A 21,126-nucleotide genomic window follows, 5' to 3' on the forward strand; every position below is an offset into this window, starting at 1 on the left:
TTATGCAAGCGGATTCACTGTGTTATGATATGGCTGTAAAGAAATTGAAGTATGAAAGCACATGAATATCAGTTTTCAAACTTTTTCAGACCACCCTCGGTAAGGGGACGGCTTGATTAATTATTTAAGTTCATTTGCTCACTACTTCACTAATTAAATGGAGGGAACCCATTATGGCAAAAGTACTAGACAAAACACAAAAAGGAACAAATGTACAAGCAGATATCGATCAACTCGTCACAAAGGCTAAAAAAGCTCTTGATGGCATGTACGAACTGAACCAGGAACAAGTAGACAAGATCGTTAAGGAAATGGCGCTAGCCGGCCTGGATCAGCACATGCAACTGGCAAAGATGGCTGTTCAGGAGACCGGCCGTGGAATCTATGAAGATAAGATCGTCAAGAACCTTTTCGCTTCTGAGTATATCTACCACTCCATCAAGTATGACCGCACAATCGGTGTCATCAATGAGAATGAGCACGAAGGAACAGTTGAGATCGCTGAACCGATCGGTGTCATTGCCGGTGTTACGCCTGTAACTAACCCGACATCAACAACGATCTTCAAATCTATGATTTCTATCAAGACAGGAAATCCAATTATCTTCGCCTTCCACCCTTCTGCCCAGAAGTCCAGTGCTGCAGCTGCCAAAGCGGTGTATGACGCAGCCGTTAAAGCAGGCGCACCGGAACACTGTATCCAGTGGATTGAAAAACCTTCTGTAGAAGCAACTCAGACACTGATGAGACACGAAGGGGTGGCTACGATTTTGGCTACCGGCGGATCCGGCATGGTTAAATCAGCTTACAGCTCCGGCAAACCCGCTCTAGGTGTGGGCGCCGGTAACGTCCCATGCTACATCGAAAAATCAGCCAGCGTCAGACGTGCAGTCAATGATCTGATTCTGTCCAAGACTTTTGACAACGGAATGATTTGTGCTTCTGAACAAGCTGTCATCGCTGACAAGGAAATCTATGAAGAAGTTAAAGCTGATATGATCGAAAACGGCTGCCACTTCCTTAATAAGGATGAAAGACTGAAAGTTGAACAGCTTATGGTCTCTGAAGACAATCATTTAAACCCTGATATCGTCGGACGTTCTGCTTACCAAATCGCTAAAATGGCTAACATAAAAGTGGCTGAAGATACAAAGATTCTAGTTGCAGAATATGCCGGTGTCGGTCCTGACTACCCGCTCTCAAGAGAAAAACTCAGCCCTGTACTTGCTGCTTATAAAGTCAATAATACTGAAGAAGGCATCAAACGTGCCGAAGAAATGCTATCTTATGGTGGACTGGGACACTCAGCTGTTATCCACTCCAATGACGATGCAGCAATCAGCACGTTCGACCGCCGCATGAAAGCCGGCCGTCTGATTGTTAACGCTCCTTCTTCTCAAGGAGCCATCGGTGACATCTATAACGCATATCTCCCATCTCTAACTCTGGGATGTGGATCTCACGGAGGGAATTCAGTGTCTACTAACGTCAGCACCATGCACCTGATCAACGTCAAGAAACGTGCCAAGCGTAAAAACAATATGCAGTGGTTCAAGATTCCACCAAGAGTCTACTTTGAGCGTAACTCTGTACAGTATCTGGCCAAAATGCCTGACATCAAAAAAGCTTTTATTGTGACTGACCCGATGATGGTCGAACTGGGCTATGTGGATCGTGTCCTCTATCACCTGCGTAACCGTAAAGATTATGTTCACTGTGAAATTTTCTCAGACGTAGAACCGGATCCATCTAAAGAAACTGTTCTAAAAGGTGCCGAAGCTATGGCTGCCTTCCAGCCGGATGTCATCATTGCACTGGGTGGCGGATCTCCAATGGATGCAGCTAAAGGTATGTGGCTGTTCTATGAGCACCCAGATACAGACTTCAACGGTATCAAGCAGAAATTCATGGATATCCGCAAGCGTGTCTACAAATATCCTAAATTGGGTGAAAAGTCTCAGTTTGTTGCGATTCCTACGACTTCCGGTACCGGATCTGAAGTGACTTCTTTCTCTGTTATCACAGATACGGAAAAACAGACTAAGTATCCATTGGCTGACTACGAACTGACTCCGGATGTAGCCATCATCGATCCTCAATTCGTGATGAGTGTGCCTAAAGTCGTCACCGCTGACACAGGTATGGACGTTCTGACTCACGCAATCGAAGCCTATGTATCAAACATGGCTAACGATTACACTGATGGTCTGGCAATCAAAGCCATCCAACTGGTATTTGAATATCTGCCAAAAGCTTACGAAAATGGTGACGATGAATTAGCCAGAGAAAAAATGCACAATGCCTCTACGATTGCCGGTATGGCATTTGCAAATGCCTTCCTGGGCATCAACCACAGTCTGGCACACAAACTGGGAGCGCAGTTCCATATAGCTCACGGACGTGCCAACGCCATCCTGATGCCTCACGTTGTTCGCTACAATGCCAAGAAGCCGACGAAATTCGTTGCCTTCCCTAAATATGAGTTCTTCATTGCCGACAAGCGTTATGCAGAAATCGCAAAAGCTCTTGATCTACCAGCAAGCACAACTGAAGAAGGTGTTGAAAGCTTGATTAAAGCCATCTACGACTTGGCTAAGAAACTGAACATTCCAATGAGCATCAAGGAAAATGGCGTAGACAAAAAGGCCTTTGACGCAATCGTCGATGACATGGCTGAACGTGCTTTCGAAGATCAGTGTACAACAGCAAACCCTAAAATGCCTTTGGTGAAAGAACTGGCTGAAGTATATAAAGCGGCTTTTAAAGGATAGTTTAAATCAGCTTGCTTGACAGAATAAAGACCTAAGCAGAAGTTTGCTTAGGTCTTTATTTTGTCTTCTGCCTTCTTAACATTTTTTTAACTATCCGGTCTCCCCTCCTCTGCTCTTTTGATTGCTAATTCTTCCCTGTAAAGCTAAAATTGAGAAGAGAACGCATGTACACTGTGCAAGGAAAGGAGCTGACCCATTGGATAAACGCAAGCGCACCTTTTTAATTATAGCCCTGTTGGCGGCTATCGTCCTAATCGGAACGGCCGGCTATTACCTGATGCTGGACATCACTTTGATGAATGCTTTTTACATGACTATTATTACCATGTCGACCGTTGGTTTTCAGGAGGTTGCTCCGATGCATGCCACTGCCCAGCTTTTTACCGTTGGACTTATTGTTATCAGTCTAGCGACTATCGGTTATTCTGGAGGTCAGCTGATTGGCCTTTTACTGGACGGAAGCTTACGCGAATCTTGGAGGGAGCAAAAAATGAAAGAACAGTTAAATGCATTAAATGATCACATCATCGTATGCGGAGCAGGGGAGACCGGCTGGCATATCATTCAGTCACTCATGAAGCAGAATACTGATTTTGTTGTGATCGAGTTTGAAGAAGAGAAACTGGAGGCTGTTAAGGAATATGGATCGATCCTAGCTTTTCAAGGTGATGCTACTTCTGATGACGTGTTGGAAAGAGCAGGCATTTCAAGGGCCCGATCTCTTGTTGCCTCGCTAAATAACGATGCTAATAACCTCTATACCGTTCTGTCCGCCCGTCAGTTGAACCCTAATTTAAATATCGTCGCCAGAGCCATCACGCATGATTCCCACGAAAAACTGATTCGGGCCGGAGCTGATAAAACGGTATCCCCTAATGAAATTGGGGGATACCGTATGGCTTCCATGCTTACCAAACCCAATGTGGTTGCTTTTTTGGATACCATTACTCATTCAGGAAAAATCGATTTAAATCTTAATGAAGTCATCATTCAAGCGGACTCAGAGCTGAGCAACAAAACATTGATGCAGGCGAGCATTCCCGAACAGACAGACCTGATCATTATCGCTATAAAAGAACAGGACAATGAGCAGATTGTCTTCAATCCAACTAAAGAGCACTTGCTGAAAGCCGGACAAATTCTTATTGTATTGGGCGATGACAAAGACTTGAATAAACTTAAAAATCTGGCAGGTGCCTTGTAGACACCATAAAACATCCCTAAGCGAATCTTTCCGTTTTGTCTTGCATACTCACTGTCAGCGGCTTAGGCCAACTCTTTTTATATTAATGAACTGTTTTCAAAGTATTAAAACCCCGCTTGCATCTGTAATTGATACAGGGCAAGTGGGGTTTTACTGAACAAAAAATAACTAATCTTTCCCCTTAGGGCTCGTGTCGATACTGACTGCTGTAGACAAGTAAGCATCTACAGGTACACCATCGGCATCTTCATCCAGGATAAACGAACCGTTAGAGTAACGGTCACTGTATGCATAATTTTTTGGCAAGAGCCTTTGTTTCTGATTTTTATCGGTGGTAATCGTATAGGCTGCTTGACCATCTAGTACATCAATCATCAGTGCCACGCGATGCGGCTTATTCTTCAGTTCGCGCAGGACCAGCAGACCGCGCTTGGCCCTTGATATCAAGTCAAAGTCTGAGACATTCATCTTTTTAACAGCACCGCGGTGCGTTACTAGCATGACCGCCTTGTTGCCAGTAGTTGGGTCGAAAATAATACCGTCGACCACATAATCTTCTTTCTTTAAATTGATTGATTTGACACCGCTAGCTGTTGCACCGACTATCGACACTTCGCTGAGAGCATAACGTAAACCAAATCCCATCTGAGTGACCAGAAATACATCCAACTGTGCATCATCTTGAATGCGGTAAACTGACAGGCATTCATCCGTATCTGACTTGAGCTTGATTGCTGTATGGGAACGTGAGCGGTATGTCCGTTTCGGCTTATAATCGCTGACAGCCGTCTGTTTGATATAGCCTTCTTTTGTAACAAAAACAAATCGCTCATTTTCATTTTCATCAAAGCTGTTCAAACCGAACACTGCAATAATCGTCTCCTCCGGTTCAAGACTGATACTTTGAGATATATGCTGCCCCAAATCTTTCCATTTGATATCTGGAATTTCATGAACCGGCCGGTTAATTGCATTTCCCTTAGAAGTAAACAGGATAATCTGCTGCAGAGTTGACATTTTCTCGGTATAGAGGGAATAGTCCCCTTCTTTGAGCCCCAGTTCTTCAGGATTTGAAGCTCCGTAAGATCGCAGACTGGTCCGTTTAAGGTAACCTTCCTTGGTAACCGATACAATGACTTCTTCTTCGGCTACCAGTACTTCTTTTTCAATCTTCAGTTCCTCAATTTCTTCCTGGATAGCTGTCTTACGTTCCTGAGCATAGGCATTACGGACGTCTTTCAGTTCCTGCCTGATCAGCTTATTAAGAGCTTTCTCATCGCTCAAGATTAAATTATAATCAGCGATACGTTTGCCAAGCTCATCTGCTTCTTTCTGAAGCTGCGTGATGTCTGTGTTCGTCAGACGGTAAAGCTGCAGACTGACGATTGCTTCAGCTTGCACAGCTGAAAACTGGAATCGGCTGATCAAGTTATCCTTGGCATTGCTTTTATTTTCACTTTGTCTGATTACAGTAATAACTTCATCCAGTATCGAGATAGCCTTAATCAATCCCTCAACAATATGAGCCCGCTTCTTATCTTTATTAAGCAGGAAAACTGTCCGCTTGAGGATCACATCTTTTTTGTGCGCCAGATAAGCCTGCAGAATATCTTTTAGTCCGACTTGCTGTGGTCGCTTATCACTAATGGCAATCATGTTTAAATTATAAGATACCTGCAGATCTGTATGTTTGAACAAATAGTTCAATATGCCGCTAGCAGGTGTTTCTTTTTTCAGTTCAATAGCAATCCGAAGACCCGTGCGGTCTGATTCATCTCGGACATCGGCAATCCCCTCAATTTTTTTGTTTAAACGGATCTCATCAATCTTCCGCACCAAGGTTGCTTTGTTTATTTCATAAGGAATTTCATGAATAATAATCTGTTCCTTGCCTCCGCGAAGCTTTTCGATTTCAGTGCGGCTGCGCACGACAATTTTCCCTTTTCCAGATTTATAAGCTTCCTTAAGCCCTTTTACTCCTTGGATAATTCCACCTGTAGGAAAGTCGGGGCCCTTGACAAAGTCCATCAGCTTGTCGACTGAAGCATTAGGATGAGCAACCATATACATGCAGGCATCCACTACTTCTTTCAAGTTGTGTGGTGGAATATCAGTGGCATATCCGGCTGAAATTCCTGTTGCGCCATTGACCAGCAGATTAGGAAAACGAGCCGGCAGAACAGTAGGCTCATTGGTTGTATCGTCGAAGTTTAAAACCAGTTCAACCGTTTCCTTATCGATATCCTTCAACAGTTCAGAAGCAATCTTGGATAGGCGAGCTTCTGTATAACGCATCGCTGCCGGTGGATCCCCGTCCATACTTCCGTTATTGCCGTGCATATCCACCAGAGGTGTTTTCATTTTCCATTCCTGACTCATGCGGACCATAGCTTCATAGACACTGCTGTCTCCATGAGGATGGAAGTTACCAATCACGTTCCCGACGGTTTTGGCAGACTTTCTAAAGCCTTTATCATAGGTATTTCCTTCTGCATGCATGGCATACAGTATACGCCGCTGGACAGGTTTCAACCCGTCTCTTATATCAGGCAAGGCACGTTCTTGAATAATATATTTGGAGTACCGCCCAAAACGGTCTCCCATTACTTCTTCTAATGTAAGTTCCTGTACTTCAGCTCGTTCATTTGTCATGTCATCTATTCAAACCTTTCCCGCTATTGAACTGGATTTTCTTGCTCATCCATTATGTCATGCGTTTCCAGAATACTACCCTCTTCTTCTAGAGAAAATTCAACGTTTTCTTCGATCCACTTTCTGCGCGGATCCACCTTGTTACCCATGAGTACAGAAACACGCCGTTCAGCTTGAGCCAGATCATCGATAGTCACTCGGATTAATGTCCGCGTAGCCGGATCCATGGTCGTTTCCCACAGCTGGTCAGCATTCATTTCACCCAGCCCTTTGTATCTTTGAATCATATACGTTTTGCCGAAAGACTTGAGCACCTGCTGAAGTTCTTCATCCGTCCAGGCGTATTCCACTTCCTCTTTTTTCCCTTTCCCTTTGGAAACTTTATACAAAGGCGGTAAAGCCAAATAAATTTTCCCCGCTTCAATCAGCGGACGCATATAGCGATAGAAAAAAGTCAGCAGCAGGACTTGAATATGAGCACCATCCGTATCTGCATCGGTCATGATGACGATTTTATCGTAATTGCATTCACTCAGCTCAAATTCAGGCCCGACACCGGCACCAATCGTATAGATCATTGTGCTAATTTCTTCATTTTTTAGGATATCCTGAATATTGGCCTTTTCTGTATTGATTACTTTTCCGCGCAGCGGCAGGATTGCCTGAAACTTGCGGTCACGTCCCTGTTTGGCGGATCCACCAGCAGAATCTCCCTCAACCAGATACAATTCATTTTTTTTTGCATTTTTGCTTTGGGCCGGAGTCAGTTTTCCTGAAAGAATCGTCTCTTTCCGCTTACGTTTTTTACCGTTTCTGGAGTCTTCTTTCGCTTTTCTAGCAGCTTCCCTAGCTTCTCTTGCCTTGATGGCTTTGCGCACAATCTGCTGGCTCATTTCGCCATTTTCAGCGAGAAAAAAGTTGAACTGCTCCGATATGATCGTATCACAAGCCGTCCGCGCTTCGGGCGTCCCCAGCTTACTTTTAGTCTGTCCTTCAAACTGAAGCAGATTTTCCGGAATACGAACAGAAAGAATGATTGCAATCCCTTCTCTAACATCTGTCCCCTCCAGGTTCTTGTCTTTTTCCTTTAGTAAGCCAACACGCCGGGCATATTCATTGAAGGTCTTAGTAATTGCTGTTTTTGAGCCGATTTCGTGGGTTCCGCCATCTTTTGTACGTACATTATTAACAAAACTTAAAAGGTTCTCAGAGTAGCCGTCATTATACTGGAAAGCACATTCGACTTCGATCCCCTTGTACGCTCCCTCAAAGTAAGCCACGGGAGACAAGGTATCTTTTTCTTCATTCAAGTAGCGGACAAATTCCTTAATGCCTTCCTCATAATGAAAGGATTCTTCTACGTCTTTACGTTCATCAGCCACATTGATTATAACGCCCTTGAGCAGAAAAGCAGATTCCCGCAGTCTTTCGCTTAAGACACTGAAAGAGTATTCTATGGTCGAAAATATTTGAGGGTCCGGCTTGAAGTGAACCGTCGTACCGGCTCCTTTTTTACTGATTTTCTTTTTTGAAAGTTTGCCAACAGGTTTTCCGCCATCTTTGAATTTCTGAACAAATTCATGCCCGTCGCGTCTAACTGTCACTGTCAGCCACTCAGACAGCGCATTAACTACTGAGGCGCCTACTCCGTGCAGACCACCGGATGTTTTATAGCCTCCATCCTGACCGAACTTACCTCCGGCATGAAGGACAGTAAAAATAACCTGAATCGTCGGCACACCAGACTGATGCATCCCAGTCGGCATCCCTCTTCCATTGTCTTTGACCGTAATACTGTTGTCTTTGTGGATGATGATATCGATTTCTGAACCAAAACCTGCCAGTACCTCATCCACTGCATTATCCACGATTTCATAAACAAGGTGATGCAATCCCCTTGAATCGGTCGATCCGATGTACATGCCTGGACGCTTTCGGACGGCTTCCAGTCCTTCCAGAACCTGAATTGATGTATCATCATATTTATTTGCTGCCATTGACACTACCCCTCGCAAAGTTATTCATTTGACTCGATTTTTATAAACATTTCAAGCAAGCATTTCTATGATACCATAAAAATGGAAACCTAAAAACTGAATAACGAACCGAACGCCTGTTTTCTTTTTTTATTTTAATCTGTTCACGCCATTTTCAGTTGTCTCATTTTAAATAAAAACATGCTTTCTCTCTGCAGCGACTTAAAGACCGCTTGCTGCAGGACAAAGCATGTTCAGCATTCAATAGTTTTTCAGTAACAAGTGCAGTGGAATGATAGATACGATAATGATCAGCAATGCTCCAGGTGCCGCTTGAGCATACATAGCTTCTGAAGCATGATAGTATACCCGAATAGCCAGCGTTTCAAACCCCGGGGGTCTCAGCATTAGCGTGGCGGGCAACTCTCGAATCGTGTTGACAAAAACTAGAGCTCCACCTGCCAGAAGGCCAGGCATCATAGACGGTAACGTGACGTAAAAAATCACCTTCCAAGTAGAATAACCTAAACTGCGAGCTGACTCGTCCATACGCGGAGAAATCATATTGATGGCGGCTTCGCCTGATTGCAGTGCCTGAGGCATAAACCGGATCACTTGAGCAATAATCAGCAAGAAAACAGTATGATAGAGTACGGGTATATGATTATTGAATAGAGACACAAGGCCCAGTGCAACAATCACCCCCGGTAAAGCGTAGCCTGTATAACTTGACTTATATATAAAGTTACTGACTGACGAAGGATTTCTTGAATAAAGGTATAAAATCGGCACAGAGAGAATAATACTGAACAGAGCTGAAAAACTGGCTATTGTAAAACTGTTCAGCATGTATCCTGCAAAGGAGCTGTCGATCAGACCCTGCCCGGCCGCAATCACCGTCCAGTAGATAAGTACAGCTACTGGAAGAAATACAGACAGGAAGAAAATCCCGCCGACAAAGAACAATGCAGGATACTTGCCCCAACCTAATTTCAAAAGGCGCACATCCCGAGCCGTTCCACTGGACTGATAAAACACTTTTTTTCGACGAAGCGCTTTTTCAATGATTAGAACGAGAACAGTCAAGGCAATCAGCACCAAGCTCAGCACAGCGGCTGACGGGATATCAAAACCAACACGCTGGAAAAAAATGGCTGAAGTAAACGTCACATAGCGCATCATTGAGACAGCACCAAAATCACCTAGCACATATAGGAAAGCGAGCACACCCCCGGCACCCACCGCCGGTAGGATCAGCGGTAAATTGACTTTAAGAAAAATATAGAATGCTCCTCGCCCCATTGACTTGCCTGCTTCATCATAGGTCTGACTCAGTTTTCTAAACGCTGAACTGGTAATTAGAAAAACATAAGGATAGGTAAACAAAGTCATCACCAGTAAAGTGCCTGAAAATGAGAACACGTTGTAGGATAGATTCAGCTGGTCGCTTCCAAGCCTCGCCAACAGCCTGAAAAGCATACCTCGTGGTCCAAGGATATTGATGTACGCTACCGCACCAATGTAAGGTGGAATGACAAGCGGAACAGCCAGAAGCCAGCGCCAGATTCGTCTTCCTGGCAGGTCGGTTCGTGTAATTAGCCACGCCAGACCGACGCCAATCACTATACTGCCAATTGTTACTGAAGTGGCTAGCGATAGCGTCCTCCAGAGCAGATTGGGTATCCGTGTACCGATCAGTCTAAGCCAGCTTGCCCTACCTGCCGTCAAGGACTGGTATACAACATAAATCAGCGGAATGGACATCACAAGGGCAACACTTATGGCAGCAAGCAGCAGCGAAACATTGGGCACATTCCCGTTCCACAAATGGCGATTGTATTTTCTGATCATAGAGGGCAGTTTAAGCCTTCTATGATCATCTGCTGTTTTTTTTTCTGCCATTTTTCCACCTACCCATACTGTCTTTTACTGATACGTTTCAAGCTTACTCACTCATTACCTTAAGTTCAAGTCTAAACCTGCATCTTCAATAAGGTTGCGAGTATCTTCAAAGTAGTTTCCAAGTTCCATAAGCGGCATATCCTGAAGCTGAAGCTCATCCAGTCTGACCGCTTGCTCAAATGGAGGCTCGAGATCTCTGTTCATTGGAACCTCAAGAGATTCACCGACAAAGGCCAGCTGATTTTCCTCTTCCATCAACCAGTCAAGGAAGATGTCAGCTGCTTCCGGATTTGGGCTGTTTGCTAAAAGACCTACACCTGCTGCATTGACAATGGCACCCATTTCGCCTTCACCCTGATCAGTGTATACAAAACCGACGTTATTATCAGTTGGTTCCATTAGCTGCTGGTGATAATAGTAGTTGTTAACCAAGCCAAAGGCGTGAACTCCTTCACCAACAGCTCTTCTAATGTCTCCGTGACCCTCAAAGATACCCGCTGCATTTTCCTGAATAGCATCGACCCATTCGCGTGTTCTCTCATCACCCCATTCGTGTCTCAAAGCGGACACGTTGGAAATCATACCACCATTTCCACCTCGAGTGATCGCAAATCCATTCGGAACATCCGAATAATCATTTTCGAGCAAATCTTCCATCCGATTCGGTACGTCTGCTTCGTCAATCATATCCTTATTGTAAATAAATCCGCGCGCTCTGGAAGATAAAGCAATCCATTCATTGTTTTCTGCACGATAGGCTGCTTCGATGGACTCCACATTTTCAGGTTCTGTCGAACGCAGCAAGTCTTCTCTGGCTAAGTATTCCATAGAACCGATGTCGTTTGAAATAAAGACGTCTGCCTGGACATTTCCACTCTCTTCCATAATCTGAAGTGGTTCTATACCGTGCAGGGCACTCACTTCTATACCCGTGTCTTCTTCAAATTTATCCAGCAAATCTCCAACAAAAATCTCGTTTCGGGAGGAATAGACAACGAGTTCCTGAGCCTCTCCACCCGTTGTTCCTTCACTCTGACAACCCGCCAGTACAGTCAATGAAGCACCTGCAAATAAAAGCTTAAACATTGATTTATTCATAAATCATGACCACCTTTTCCTTTTTAATTGAGAACGATTATCAATCTCAAATAAAAGGATACTCGAAACTTTTGCTTACGTCAATATTTTTGTTGTTCTATTCACAAGTCAATGTTCATTTTTATTCGATGACAGTAATGTCATTGCTTGATATGTCAAATCTTACCTGTTCATTGACTTCTATATCAAAACTAATTGGTGCATTAATGAGCAATGGGGTCGGGGCCAGACCTCTATGACCTTCCGCTGTCAGATGAATTTCCTGAGAGTCGCCCCCGTAGACAATACGGTCGACAAAACCGCTGTACCTGCCCGTTTCAGATACCGAAATATTCTCAGGCCGGATAGACAGCATCACTTTTGAATGAGGAGACTGAAGCACAGCCGGCATCTGGTCAAAAGTCCCGACACTGGTCTCGATACCTGTGCCCGTTGAGTCGACAATTCCTTGAAGTAGATTTGTTTTCCCTACAAACTGAGCTACAAAGCAGTTGGATGGACAACGATACAATTCTTTGGGAGTAGACACTTGCTGTATCATTCCCTCTTTCATTACTACAATCTTGTCGGCTACCGCAAAGGCATCTTTTTGGTCATGGGTCACAATGATAGCTGTTGCATTTGCTTTTTTCAATATAGCAGAGATATCGTAGCGCATTTTTTCTCTCAAACCGGCATCGATATTACTGAACGGCTCGTCCAGAAGAATGACGTGGGGTCTAGGGGCCAGTGCTCTTGCTATAGCTACACGTTGTTGTTGCCCGCCGGATAGTCTAGACGGAACCGATTCAGCATAATCTTCCAACTCTACCAGTTCAAGCATTTCTTTTACTCGCTGAATTTTCTGACTTCTTTTCATGTGCTTTAATCCAAACATGATATTTTTAGCAACGGTCATATGGGGAAACAGCGCATGTTCCTGAAAGACCATACCGATCCCTCTTTTTTCGGCAGGGGTCACACTTGACTCAGATACGATATACTCTTTGTCAATTTGAATCGTACCCTCACATGGGTTTTCAAAACCCGCAATCATCCTCAATGCTGTGGTCTTGCCGCATCCACTTGGGCCTAGCAAAGAGACAATCTCACCTTTATTTATACTGAAGCTGACCTGATTGACTGCTGGCGCCAAGTTTCCACCAAAGCGTTTCGTCAGGTTATTGATATGAATAAATGTCATAATAAAACTCCTAATCTTATCTGATCGTCCTTTATTGAGAAAGATTATCAATTAAAAAAAGTATAGCACAGATTGTGAACAAATAACATACGTCTCCTTATTTTGGCTCATTAAATTCATAGAATCATAAAATTCGGTTCTTGCCTGTTCACAGCAGACAGAATCATGGTAAACTGATTAATAGTGCAGCATGTGAGCTAAGGAGGAAATAAGTTGACGGAAATAGTTGTAATCATAATAGCCTATCTGCTGGGCTCTATCCCTTCGGGGGTCTGGGTCGGGCAGCTGTTCTTTCAAACTGATATCAGACAGCATGGCAGTGGCAGTTCCGGCACAACCAATACTTTCAGGGTACTTGGAAAAAATGCGGGAACGGTTGTATTAATTTTAGACATAGCCAAAGGAACAGTAGCAGCGCTTCTGCCTCTCTGGTTCGGTCTTTCGCTTCATCCAATGATTGTCGGTATCTTTGCTGTCATTGGACATGTCTATCCTATATTTGCCGGTTTTAAGGGCGGAAAAGCAGTCGCTACAAGCGCCGGGATTGTATTAGGTGCTCAGCCTCTACTTGCTTTAATCTTACTAATTATTTGGGCAGGAATTTTATATAGTTCTAGCATGGTCAGTCTAGCCAGCATCATTACGGCAATTATTGCCGCTCTGGCTTCTCTCTTTTTAGGAGATCTGGTTTTTGCAGTCATTATATGGGCAGCTATGATCCTGGTCCTGGTCCGCCACCGTTCAAATATCGAACGGATTAAAAAAGGCGAGGAAAATCGTGTTCCCTTTGGGCGGAAACCTTCGGGTAACTGACCTTGCAAAAGAGCGAACATCCAAAAAAAAACCGGCAAGGATAATTATCCTTGCCGGTTTTTTGTATGCAATTATCACATAAAAACTTCAGTTTATCGGCTTAAGTGACATTGTGACGATCCAAAGTAACCGCATCTAAAGACAAACCGATTACACAGTTTTTTCCTTGAGCTTTGGCACAATACAAGTTCATGTCTGATTCAGTAACCAGATCTTCAAGTGTCTGACCACCTTGATAAAGGGCAAAACCGATACTGACTGAAACAGCTTCATTTGTTAAGAACTCATTGTGAATCACTGCCACACGGCAGTTCTCAAGGGTCAGCTTGGCTGCTTCAATAGAGCAAACAGGCAAGATTAGAAGGAATTCTTCTCCTCCATATCGACCAACCATTCCTTGCGTACCTAAGCTGTCTTTAAGCGCCTTGGCTGTTTCTTTGAGAACATAGTCTCCAAAAACATGCCCTTTACTGTCATTGATTTGCTTGAAGTCATCTATATCGACCATTGCCACAATTAAAGGTTCTTTATTTATTCCACTTAAGGACATTTGCGCCTTCAGCTGACCCATTATCGACCGGCGGTTAAAGATACCTGTCAATTCATCCTGATCCATTAATTCGATGAGAGTGGCTGCCAGGTCTTCCAGATTTTCTTCCTTTTCTTTCCTCCAGGTAATGTCAAACACAATTCCCGAAGCAAACAAGGGAGACCCGTCCGCTAGCCTTCTCGTCACTTTTCCCCTGTCATAGTACCATTTCCAGCTGCCATCTTTGGCCCTTATCCGGTACTCCACTTCGTATACAGACGTACTGCCATTAAGATGCTCGGCCATTTGACTCATAATCCTGTCATAGTCGTCAGGATGCAGCCGACTGGTAAAAAAATCATAAGGAACTTTCTCAGGCAGTTCCTCTTTAGTATACCCCAAAGCCTGTGCCTTGAGCGGGTTAAACATGACTTCGTTGGTCTGAACATTCCAGTACCAGTGTCCCAAATTGCCTTTCCAGGGATAATCTAGCCGAACTTGCGCTTCTTTTTCTTTCAGCAGTTCCTGAATAAAGACTGCCTGTGAATCAATCTGGTCAATCAGTTCTTCTCTGGATAGCTCATCAACTGAATATTTCCTCATGTGTTCCTCGCTTTTTTCCGGCCTGATTACAGAATATAACGGCTCAGATCTCTATCTTCTACAATATGCCCAATCTTTTCTTCCACATATTTCTGCGTGATCTTCACTTCTCCCATGCTCATATCAGGCGATTCAAAAAGCAAGTCCTCTAGCAAACGCTCCAGAATCGTATGCAGACGTCTAGCACCGATATTTTCTGTAGATTCATTTACTTCAAAAGCAATATGAGCAATTTTTTCAATTGCATCCATAGTGAAGACAACTTCAATGTTTTCAGTTCCCAAAAGCTCGCGGTACTGCTTGACTAGGGCATTTTGAGGTTCTGTAAGAATTTTGACGAAATCATCCGCTGTCAGATCATTCAGTTCAACACGAATTGGGAATCGGCCCTGAAGTTCCGGTATCAGATCACTCGGCTTGGACAAGTGGAAAGCACCAGAACCAATAAAGAGAATATGATCCGTATTAACATTGCCGTATTTCGTCTTGACACTGGATCCTTCAACGATAGGTAATATGTCTCTTTGTACCCCTTCGCGGGAAACCTGTCCACTGCTTTGCTGACCTTTTGACGTGATTTTGTCTATTTCATCAATAAAAATAATACCGGCATTTTCCGTCAGGTGTACGGCATCGGAATGGATGTCTTCTGTATTGATCAGCTTGTCCGCCTCTTCTTCCGTAAAGATTTCTACCGCTTCTTTAACGGTAACCTTGCGCTTGACTTTTTTGGACGGTGAGAGCTGCCCCAGCGTTTCTGACAGGTCGATGCCCATCTGTTCCATAGGTGCACTCATCGGATTATTTGGCGTCTGTTTCTTTTCTTCAACTTTGATCTCGACTTCTCTGCTGTCAAGTATCCCCTTGGCTATCTGCTCTTTAAGCTCGTTACGCTTGGATGAGATTTCAGACGTTACGGTTTCTTCTTCTTCACCCGCATCCTGAGCAAACTGGTTGGGGTCCATGCCCATGTTTCTGAACATGCCGGCCAGCGGATTATGATCCTGACTGCTTTTTTCTTTTTTTATTCCAGGAGCAAGGGCTTTGGCCACACGGTCGATCGCACGCTTTTCAGCCTGTCCTCTCACACTCTTACGGTACTCTTCTTTGACCAGTTGAATTGATGCTTCAGTCAAATCTCTGACCATTGATTCAACGTCACGTCCGATGTATCCGACCTCTGTGAATTTTGTTGCCTCAACTTTGATGAAGGGAGCATCAACAATAGCGGCCAGACGTCTGGCAATCTCTGTTTTACCAATACCTGTTGCCCCGATCATCAGAATATTTTTGGGCGTAATTTCTTTTTGCATGTCCGGATCCAGCTTCAGTCTACGGTAACGATTTCGAAGTGCTACCGCTACAGCTTTCTTGGCATCTTTCTGGCCTACGATATATTCGTCCAGTCGATGGACAATTTCTTTAGGTGTCAAGTCATTTCTAGCTCTCATAATCAGTCTCCTTACAGTTTTTCTGTTACGATATTGTGATTGGTGTATACACAGATATCTGCAGCTACAGTCAGGCTGTCTCTGGCAATTTCTTCAGCAGTCAGAGAAGCTCCATGCTTTTTCAAAGCTCTGGCAGCAGACAAGGCAAAGTTTCCGCCTGAACCAATACCTAAAATGCCATCATCAGGCTGGATGACTTCTCCATTACCTGATATCAGAAGCATCTGTTCTTTGTTCATAACGATCAGCAGCGCCTCAAGGTTGCGCATCATCTTATCTGTACGCCATTCCTGTGCTAGCTCTACCGCCGCACGCATCAGATGACCGTTATACTGATTTAAATACCCTTCAAATTTTTCCTCAAGAGTAAACGCGTCAGCTACACTGCCGGCAAAGCCGACCAGCACTTCGTTATTGTAGATTTTACGCACTTTTCGCGCTTTCCCTTTCATGACGACTTGTTCGCCCATTGTAACTTGGCCATCGCCAGCCATGGCACATTCACCGTTGTGATGGATTGCCAGTATAGTTGTTGCATGAAATTCAGTCATAAGTTTACCTCCAAATATAAGTTGGCTCATTCAATTACAGTTGCGCGGGACGATACCTGCTCTTTACTTTCAAGCAAACAGTCGACACCGACTCAGACAATGTACAAAAAAACGGCCATAGATGTCAAGGATGCCAACCCTTCAGGCTCGGGGGTGGAAAGAGTTGTAGTCCCTCTGCAGATGCTCTGTTGTTACATGCGTATACACTTGTGTTGATGAGATACTTTTGTGTCCGAGGAGTTCCTGCACCGTACGGATATCTGCACCATTATTCATCAGGTGCGTGGCAAAAGTATGCCTAAGCATGTGGGGAGAAATTTTATTTGTCAAACTGCTTTTTTTAATCAGCTGTGTCAGGACATACTGAATCCCATTTTGAGTAATCGGGTCTCCATGATGACTGACAAAGACGTAAGTATGATCTTTCCCATGCCTGCCTGTTAGCTCTTTTCGGCCTTGCTTCAGATAGCTTCTCAGCGCTTCACTGGCATAGTGTCCAAAAGGAATATAACGTTCCCTGTTTCCCTTGCCCTTTACCAGCAGCATACCCATATCAAAGTCCAGATCAGCCAGCTGTATGCTCTGACACTCGCTTACGCGGATACCTGTACCGTAGAGCAGTTCCAGCAATGCCTGATTTCTCTGTTCCAGCGGCTTGTCCCCTTGGGCTGCCTCAAAAAGAGCAGACATTTCTGCTTCATAAAAAAAGGTAGGCAGGCGGGAACCCTTGTTTTTAACCTGCAAATAAGAGAAGGGATTGTCTTCAATGATCTCGTTGTTCAGCAAAAACTGGTAAAAAGCGCGCAAACTTGATATTTTTCGGGAAATAGAGGCCCGGGAATACTTCTGATCTGTCAGTTCGCTTAAATAAATACGGGCATCCGCCAGTTCAACGTCCAGCAACTCTCCGCCGCCAGTGTCTGTCAGAAAATCAGAAAAAGACCGAATATCATCAGTATAGGCCTGGCACGTATGACCAGAGTAGTGCCGTTCATTTTTTAGATACTGCGAGAACAGCTCCAAGCATTTCATGTTCATTTCTCTAACCTCCGCTCTTTATATTCTATCATACTTGGCAGCTATTAGACTATCACTATATATGCTTGCTATCGACCAGCTTAAACAAGTTGTCCAATACTTGTAAAATGACCCGCACATGTCCTCTCAGCCTGCACGGCAAAAGCCATGCAACTGATAGAAAACATCAGCTGCATGGCTTCAGATTATAGTTTATTCTTACTTTTGCGGCGCTTCCTCATAGTCACATTGAGAACACTTGACCTGGCTCTGCTTTTTAGTCGTTTTTTCAACAAGGTAATGATTACACTTGGGACAATCCCGTCCAATAGGTTTGTCCCATGAGGTAAACTCACAGTCCGGATAATGTTCACAGCCGTAAAAAATACGATTTTTCTTGGACTTTCTCTCTACTACTTCACCTTTTTTACATTTCGGGCAGGTGACTCCAATCTTTTTAACGATAGCTTTAGTATTACGGCAGTCAGGAAAATTAGAACAGGCATAAAACTTACCGTAGCGTCCCATCTTGATGACCATTGGCGACCCACATTTTTCACAGTCGAAACCAGCCGGCTCATCCTCAATCTCTACTTCTTCCATTTCCTTTTCAGCCTTGTCAACCTCCTGCTTGAAAGGACGGTAGAACTGGTCAATCAGTTCAATCCATTCCTTCTTACCTTCTTCAACTGCATCCAGATCTTTTTCCATGTCAGCTGTAAAGTTGACGTCCACAATATTAGGGAAAAACTCTTCGATGATTTCGTTGACAATCCCACCAAGCTCTGTAGGTTCAAAGCGTTTGTTCTTTAAGGTGACATAATAACGTCTTTGGATCGTTTCAAGTGTAGGAGCGTAGGTTGATGGACGTCCCACACCATTCTCCTCAAGTGTTTTAATCAGCGTTGCTTCACTGTACCGGGCTGGAGGCTGCGTGAAGTGCTGGTTCGGCTCTAGTGATTCGAGCTTTAATGCATCCCCTTCTTGTAAATCTGGCAGCATATTGTCTTTTTCTTTTTTACTTTCAGCATAAACCATCTGGTAACCCTTGAACTTGATTTTAGATCCGTTGGCTCTGAAAGTCACATCGTTTTGCTCGATATCCACCCGCATCGTGTCATATATAGCCGGTTTCATCTGACTGGCAATAAAGCGGGACCAAATCAGCGAATAGAGCTTAAACTGATCCTTACTCAAGTACTGTTTAATGTCTTCCGGTTTACGTGCGGCACTGGTTGGACGAATGGCCTCGTGAGCATCCTGTGCACCGCTTTTCTTTGTCTGCTTTTTCGGCTTGGACTGCGCAAACTCCTCACCATATTCATTCACAATCAGTTCATTGGCCTCAGCTTTAGCTGTTTCAGATAAACGTGTAGAATCTGTACGCATATAAGTGATCAGTCCGACTGCGCCTCCACGACCAAGAGATATTCCTTCGTACAGCTGCTGCGCAATCATCATTGTCTTACGGGTACGGAAGTTGATTTTACCTGCTGCTTCTTGCTGCAGACTACTGGTGGTAAATGCCGGATGCGGATTGCGTTTACGTTCCTTTTTGACTACTTTCTTTACATCAAATGTTTCTTTCTGATTAATTTTACCTAGTACATCCTGGACGGCCGCATTATCAGGCAAGTCTGCTTTTTTACCGTTCAGACCATAAAAGCTGGCTTTAAATTTCTTGCGGTCTTTTTGAAAATTAGCCTCTAGTGACCAATATTCTTCCGGTTCAAAGGTTTTGATTTCATTCTCACGGTCACAGATCATTTTCAAAGCAACAGACTGTACACGTCCGGCACTTAGGCCTCTCTTAACTTTTTTCCACAAGAGCGGACTGATCTGATACCCAACAATCCGGTCCAGGACTCGTCTAGCCTGCTGTGAATCAATCAGATCTTCATTTAGATGTCTAGGGTTTTTAAGGGCCGTTTTCACAGCATCTTTCGTAATTTCATTGAAGACTACTCGATTTTTTTCTTCATTATCGAGTTTAAGCAAGAAACTTAAATGCCAGGCGATTGCTTCCCCTTCTCTATCCGGGTCGGCTGCGAGAAAGACTTTTTCTGCCTTCTTGGCATGCTTTTTCAGATCCTTGATAACTGGACCTTTACCTCTGATGGTAATATAATCCGGTTCATAATTATTTTCAAAATCTACACCCATCCGACTTTTTGGCAAGTCACGAATATGACCTAAACTGGCAACGACCTTGTAGTTACGTCCTAGATATTTTTCAATGGTTTTTGCTTTAGCTGGTGACTCCACTATTACTAAATATTTGAAAGCCAAAATTAAGGCTCCTCTCCTTAAATGCATTCCCTGTCGCTGTTCATTTTATATTATTAAGGGACATTTCTTTTTATATAAAGAATCGTTTACCATCATATGCCATATTAATCAGCTTTGTCAACTTCAAAGACATTTTTTTGTTAATTCATTCACTAATTGAACGGTTATACATTAATCAATGTCCTTCCACTGGGCCAATATATCCTCTCCACTAGTGCAGGGGATGGCACCCGCTTGAATCAGGGTATTGCATCCTTTCGAAAGTGGGCTGAAAATTGATCCCGGAACAGCAAAAACATCACGCCCTTCGTCAAGAGCCATTCGGGCAGTAATTAAGCTGCCACTCTTATTTTTTGCTTCAATGACCAAAGTTCCCCTCGCAAGGCCTGCGATAATCCGGTTCCGTTGCGGAAAGTGGTGTCTTTGCGGGCGAGTCGCCAAGGGGTACTCAGATAGAACGAGTTGAGAAGATTGCATGCTAATCTGAAGGCTTCTGCTGGAAGACGGATAATACTGATCCAGTCCAGTACCGATGACTCCGACTGTTTTTCCTCCTCTCTCAATCACCAGCTGATGCGCCAGCGCATCAACTCCTCTAGCCAGCCCGCTGACGACCCCTACTCCGTTCTCGATAAGTGGAGACAGTAGATGTTTCAAGGCAGCGAATGCGTAGGGAGTATGGAATCTGGCTCCCACGACGGCAATCAGAGGCATATGAACCAGGCTTATATCTCCTTTGTAAAAAAGCACGAGAGGCGGTTCGAATGACTGACGAAGCGCCTCCGGATACGACGCTGAAAGAATTGTCAGTATCTGTTGGTCTTCTGAAGTGATTAGCTTGTTAAACGGCATTATAGAACGACTGCTTTGAAAACGCAAAAATGTATTCCGCTTTTGAGCTGAAACAAAAGCTTCAGTGCCATCTTTTTGAAAGACTCTCAGCTCTGGTATGCTTTCATAGGCCAGTTGCCAGCGCTGCCTGATGGACAGGCCTGAAAAATGAGCCAGATCAATCAGTAGACGGTCTCTATACTCGGCTGTATGTATCATATTTTTACCTCCAAAAAGAAAATGAGTTCTTATCTAT

At 44.0% G+C, this 21,126-nt stretch carries 14 protein-coding genes; 3 read left to right on the top strand and 11 right to left on the bottom strand.

Features of this window, described 5'->3' with window-relative positions; all coding sequences use genetic code 11:
* Positions 1–152: 152 nt before the first annotated feature.
* Positions 153–2,771: a bifunctional acetaldehyde-CoA/alcohol dehydrogenase gene (gene adhE / locus ADIAL_RS10535; RefSeq protein WP_269317909.1), complete on the top strand. Its 2,619-nt coding sequence runs from the start codon at positions 153–155 to the stop codon at positions 2,769–2,771.
* A gap of 196 nt (positions 2,772–2,967) precedes the next feature.
* Entirely contained in the window at positions 2,968–3,975 is a 1,008-nt protein-coding gene (locus tag ADIAL_RS10540; RefSeq protein WP_034303346.1) for a potassium channel family protein, read from the top strand.
* Between the two features lie 168 nt (positions 3,976–4,143).
* Here the strand turns inward: ADIAL_RS10540 and parC are convergent, their stop codons facing one another.
* From parC to ADIAL_RS10565, 5 genes are all read right to left on the bottom strand, one after another.
* Positions 4,144–6,627, bottom strand: a complete 2,484-nt coding sequence (gene parC / locus ADIAL_RS10545) for a DNA topoisomerase IV subunit A (RefSeq protein ID WP_034303348.1) — start codon at positions 6,625–6,627, stop codon at positions 4,144–4,146.
* A 23-nt stretch (positions 6,628–6,650) separates the two neighbouring features.
* Positions 6,651–8,624: a DNA topoisomerase IV subunit B gene (gene parE, locus ADIAL_RS10550; protein ID WP_034303351.1), complete on the bottom strand. Its 1,974-nt coding sequence runs from the start codon at positions 8,622–8,624 to the stop codon at positions 6,651–6,653.
* 240 nt (positions 8,625–8,864) lie between these two features.
* Positions 8,865–10,505 (bottom strand): ABC transporter permease, encoded by a 1,641-nt coding sequence (locus ADIAL_RS10555; protein ID WP_034303353.1) that lies wholly within the window; start codon positions 10,503–10,505, stop codon positions 8,865–8,867.
* 54 nt (positions 10,506–10,559) lie between these two features.
* A complete protein-coding gene (locus tag ADIAL_RS10560) occupies positions 10,560–11,603 on the bottom strand; it encodes an extracellular solute-binding protein (protein ID WP_034303355.1) in 1,044 nt (347 codons plus the stop codon).
* A 121-nt stretch (positions 11,604–11,724) separates the two neighbouring features.
* Positions 11,725–12,786 carry an ABC transporter ATP-binding protein gene (locus tag ADIAL_RS10565; RefSeq protein ID WP_034303357.1) on the bottom strand — a complete coding sequence of 354 codons (1,062 nt, stop codon included), beginning with the start codon at positions 12,784–12,786 and terminating at the stop codon, positions 11,725–11,727.
* A 213-nt stretch (positions 12,787–12,999) separates the two neighbouring features.
* Between ADIAL_RS10565 and plsY the strand changes: the two genes are divergently transcribed.
* Positions 13,000–13,599, top strand: coding sequence for a glycerol-3-phosphate 1-O-acyltransferase PlsY (gene plsY, locus ADIAL_RS10570; RefSeq protein ID WP_034303360.1), 600 nt, complete (start codon positions 13,000–13,002; stop codon positions 13,597–13,599).
* A 100-nt stretch (positions 13,600–13,699) separates the two neighbouring features.
* On the opposite strand, the gene ADIAL_RS10575 is transcribed toward plsY, so the two are convergent.
* The 6 genes from ADIAL_RS10575 to dprA all read right to left on the bottom strand — a co-directional run bounded on the left by ADIAL_RS10575 (position 13,700) and on the right by dprA (position 21,089).
* The gene (locus ADIAL_RS10575; RefSeq protein ID WP_051503864.1) at positions 13,700–14,731 is read right to left on the bottom strand and encodes a sensor domain-containing diguanylate cyclase; all 1,032 of its coding nucleotides are present in this window, start codon (positions 14,729–14,731) and stop codon (positions 13,700–13,702) included.
* Positions 14,732–14,757: 26 nt separating this feature from the next.
* Positions 14,758–16,182, bottom strand: a complete 1,425-nt coding sequence (hslU, locus tag ADIAL_RS10580) for an ATP-dependent protease ATPase subunit HslU (protein WP_034303363.1) — start codon at positions 16,180–16,182, stop codon at positions 14,758–14,760.
* Between the two features lie 11 nt (positions 16,183–16,193).
* Complete coding sequence (gene hslV / locus ADIAL_RS10585) at positions 16,194–16,733, bottom strand: ATP-dependent protease subunit HslV (protein ID WP_034303366.1); 540 nt, start codon at positions 16,731–16,733, stop codon at positions 16,194–16,196.
* A 141-nt stretch (positions 16,734–16,874) separates the two neighbouring features.
* Entirely contained in the window at positions 16,875–17,771 is an 897-nt protein-coding gene (gene xerC, locus ADIAL_RS10590) for a tyrosine recombinase XerC (RefSeq protein ID WP_034303369.1), read from the bottom strand.
* A gap of 198 nt (positions 17,772–17,969) precedes the next feature.
* Positions 17,970–20,039: a type I DNA topoisomerase gene (gene topA, locus ADIAL_RS10595; RefSeq protein WP_034303372.1), complete on the bottom strand. Its 2,070-nt coding sequence runs from the start codon at positions 20,037–20,039 to the stop codon at positions 17,970–17,972.
* A gap of 171 nt (positions 20,040–20,210) precedes the next feature.
* Positions 20,211–21,089 (bottom strand): DNA-processing protein DprA, encoded by an 879-nt coding sequence (gene dprA, locus ADIAL_RS10600; RefSeq protein WP_034303374.1) that lies wholly within the window; start codon positions 21,087–21,089, stop codon positions 20,211–20,213.
* Positions 21,090–21,126 lie beyond the last annotated feature (37 nt).

Origin of the sequence: Alkalibacterium sp. AK22 (assembly GCF_000585255.1) — a bacterium.
Lineage (GTDB): Bacteria > Bacillota > Bacilli > Lactobacillales > Carnobacteriaceae_A > Alkalibacterium.

Bases quoted from the DNA above. Each gene is read 5' to 3' on its own strand.
- parC (WP_034303348.1), bottom strand. From the start codon at position 6,627: ATGACAAATGAACGAGCTGAAGTACAGGAACTTACATTAGAAGAAGTA.
- parE (WP_034303351.1), bottom strand. From the start codon at position 8,624: ATGGCAGCAAATAAATATGATGATACATCAATTCAGGTTCTGGAAGGA.
- ADIAL_RS10555 (WP_034303353.1), bottom strand. From the start codon at position 10,505: ATGGCAGAAAAAAAAACAGCAGATGATCATAGAAGGCTTAAACTGCCC.
- ADIAL_RS10560 (WP_034303355.1), bottom strand. From the start codon at position 11,603: ATGAATAAATCAATGTTTAAGCTTTTATTTGCAGGTGCTTCATTGACT.
- ADIAL_RS10565 (WP_034303357.1), bottom strand. From the start codon at position 12,786: ATGACATTTATTCATATCAATAACCTGACGAAACGCTTTGGTGGAAAC.
- ADIAL_RS10575 (WP_051503864.1), bottom strand. From the start codon at position 14,731: ATGAGGAAATATTCAGTTGATGAGCTATCCAGAGAAGAACTGATTGAC.
- hslU (WP_034303363.1), bottom strand. From the start codon at position 16,182: ATGAGAGCTAGAAATGACTTGACACCTAAAGAAATTGTCCATCGACTG.
- hslV (WP_034303366.1), bottom strand. From the start codon at position 16,733: ATGACTGAATTTCATGCAACAACTATACTGGCAATCCATCACAACGGT.
- xerC (WP_034303369.1), bottom strand. From the start codon at position 17,771: ATGAACATGAAATGCTTGGAGCTGTTCTCGCAGTATCTAAAAAATGAA.
- dprA (WP_034303374.1), bottom strand. From the start codon at position 21,089: ATGATACATACAGCCGAGTATAGAGACCGTCTACTGATTGATCTGGCT.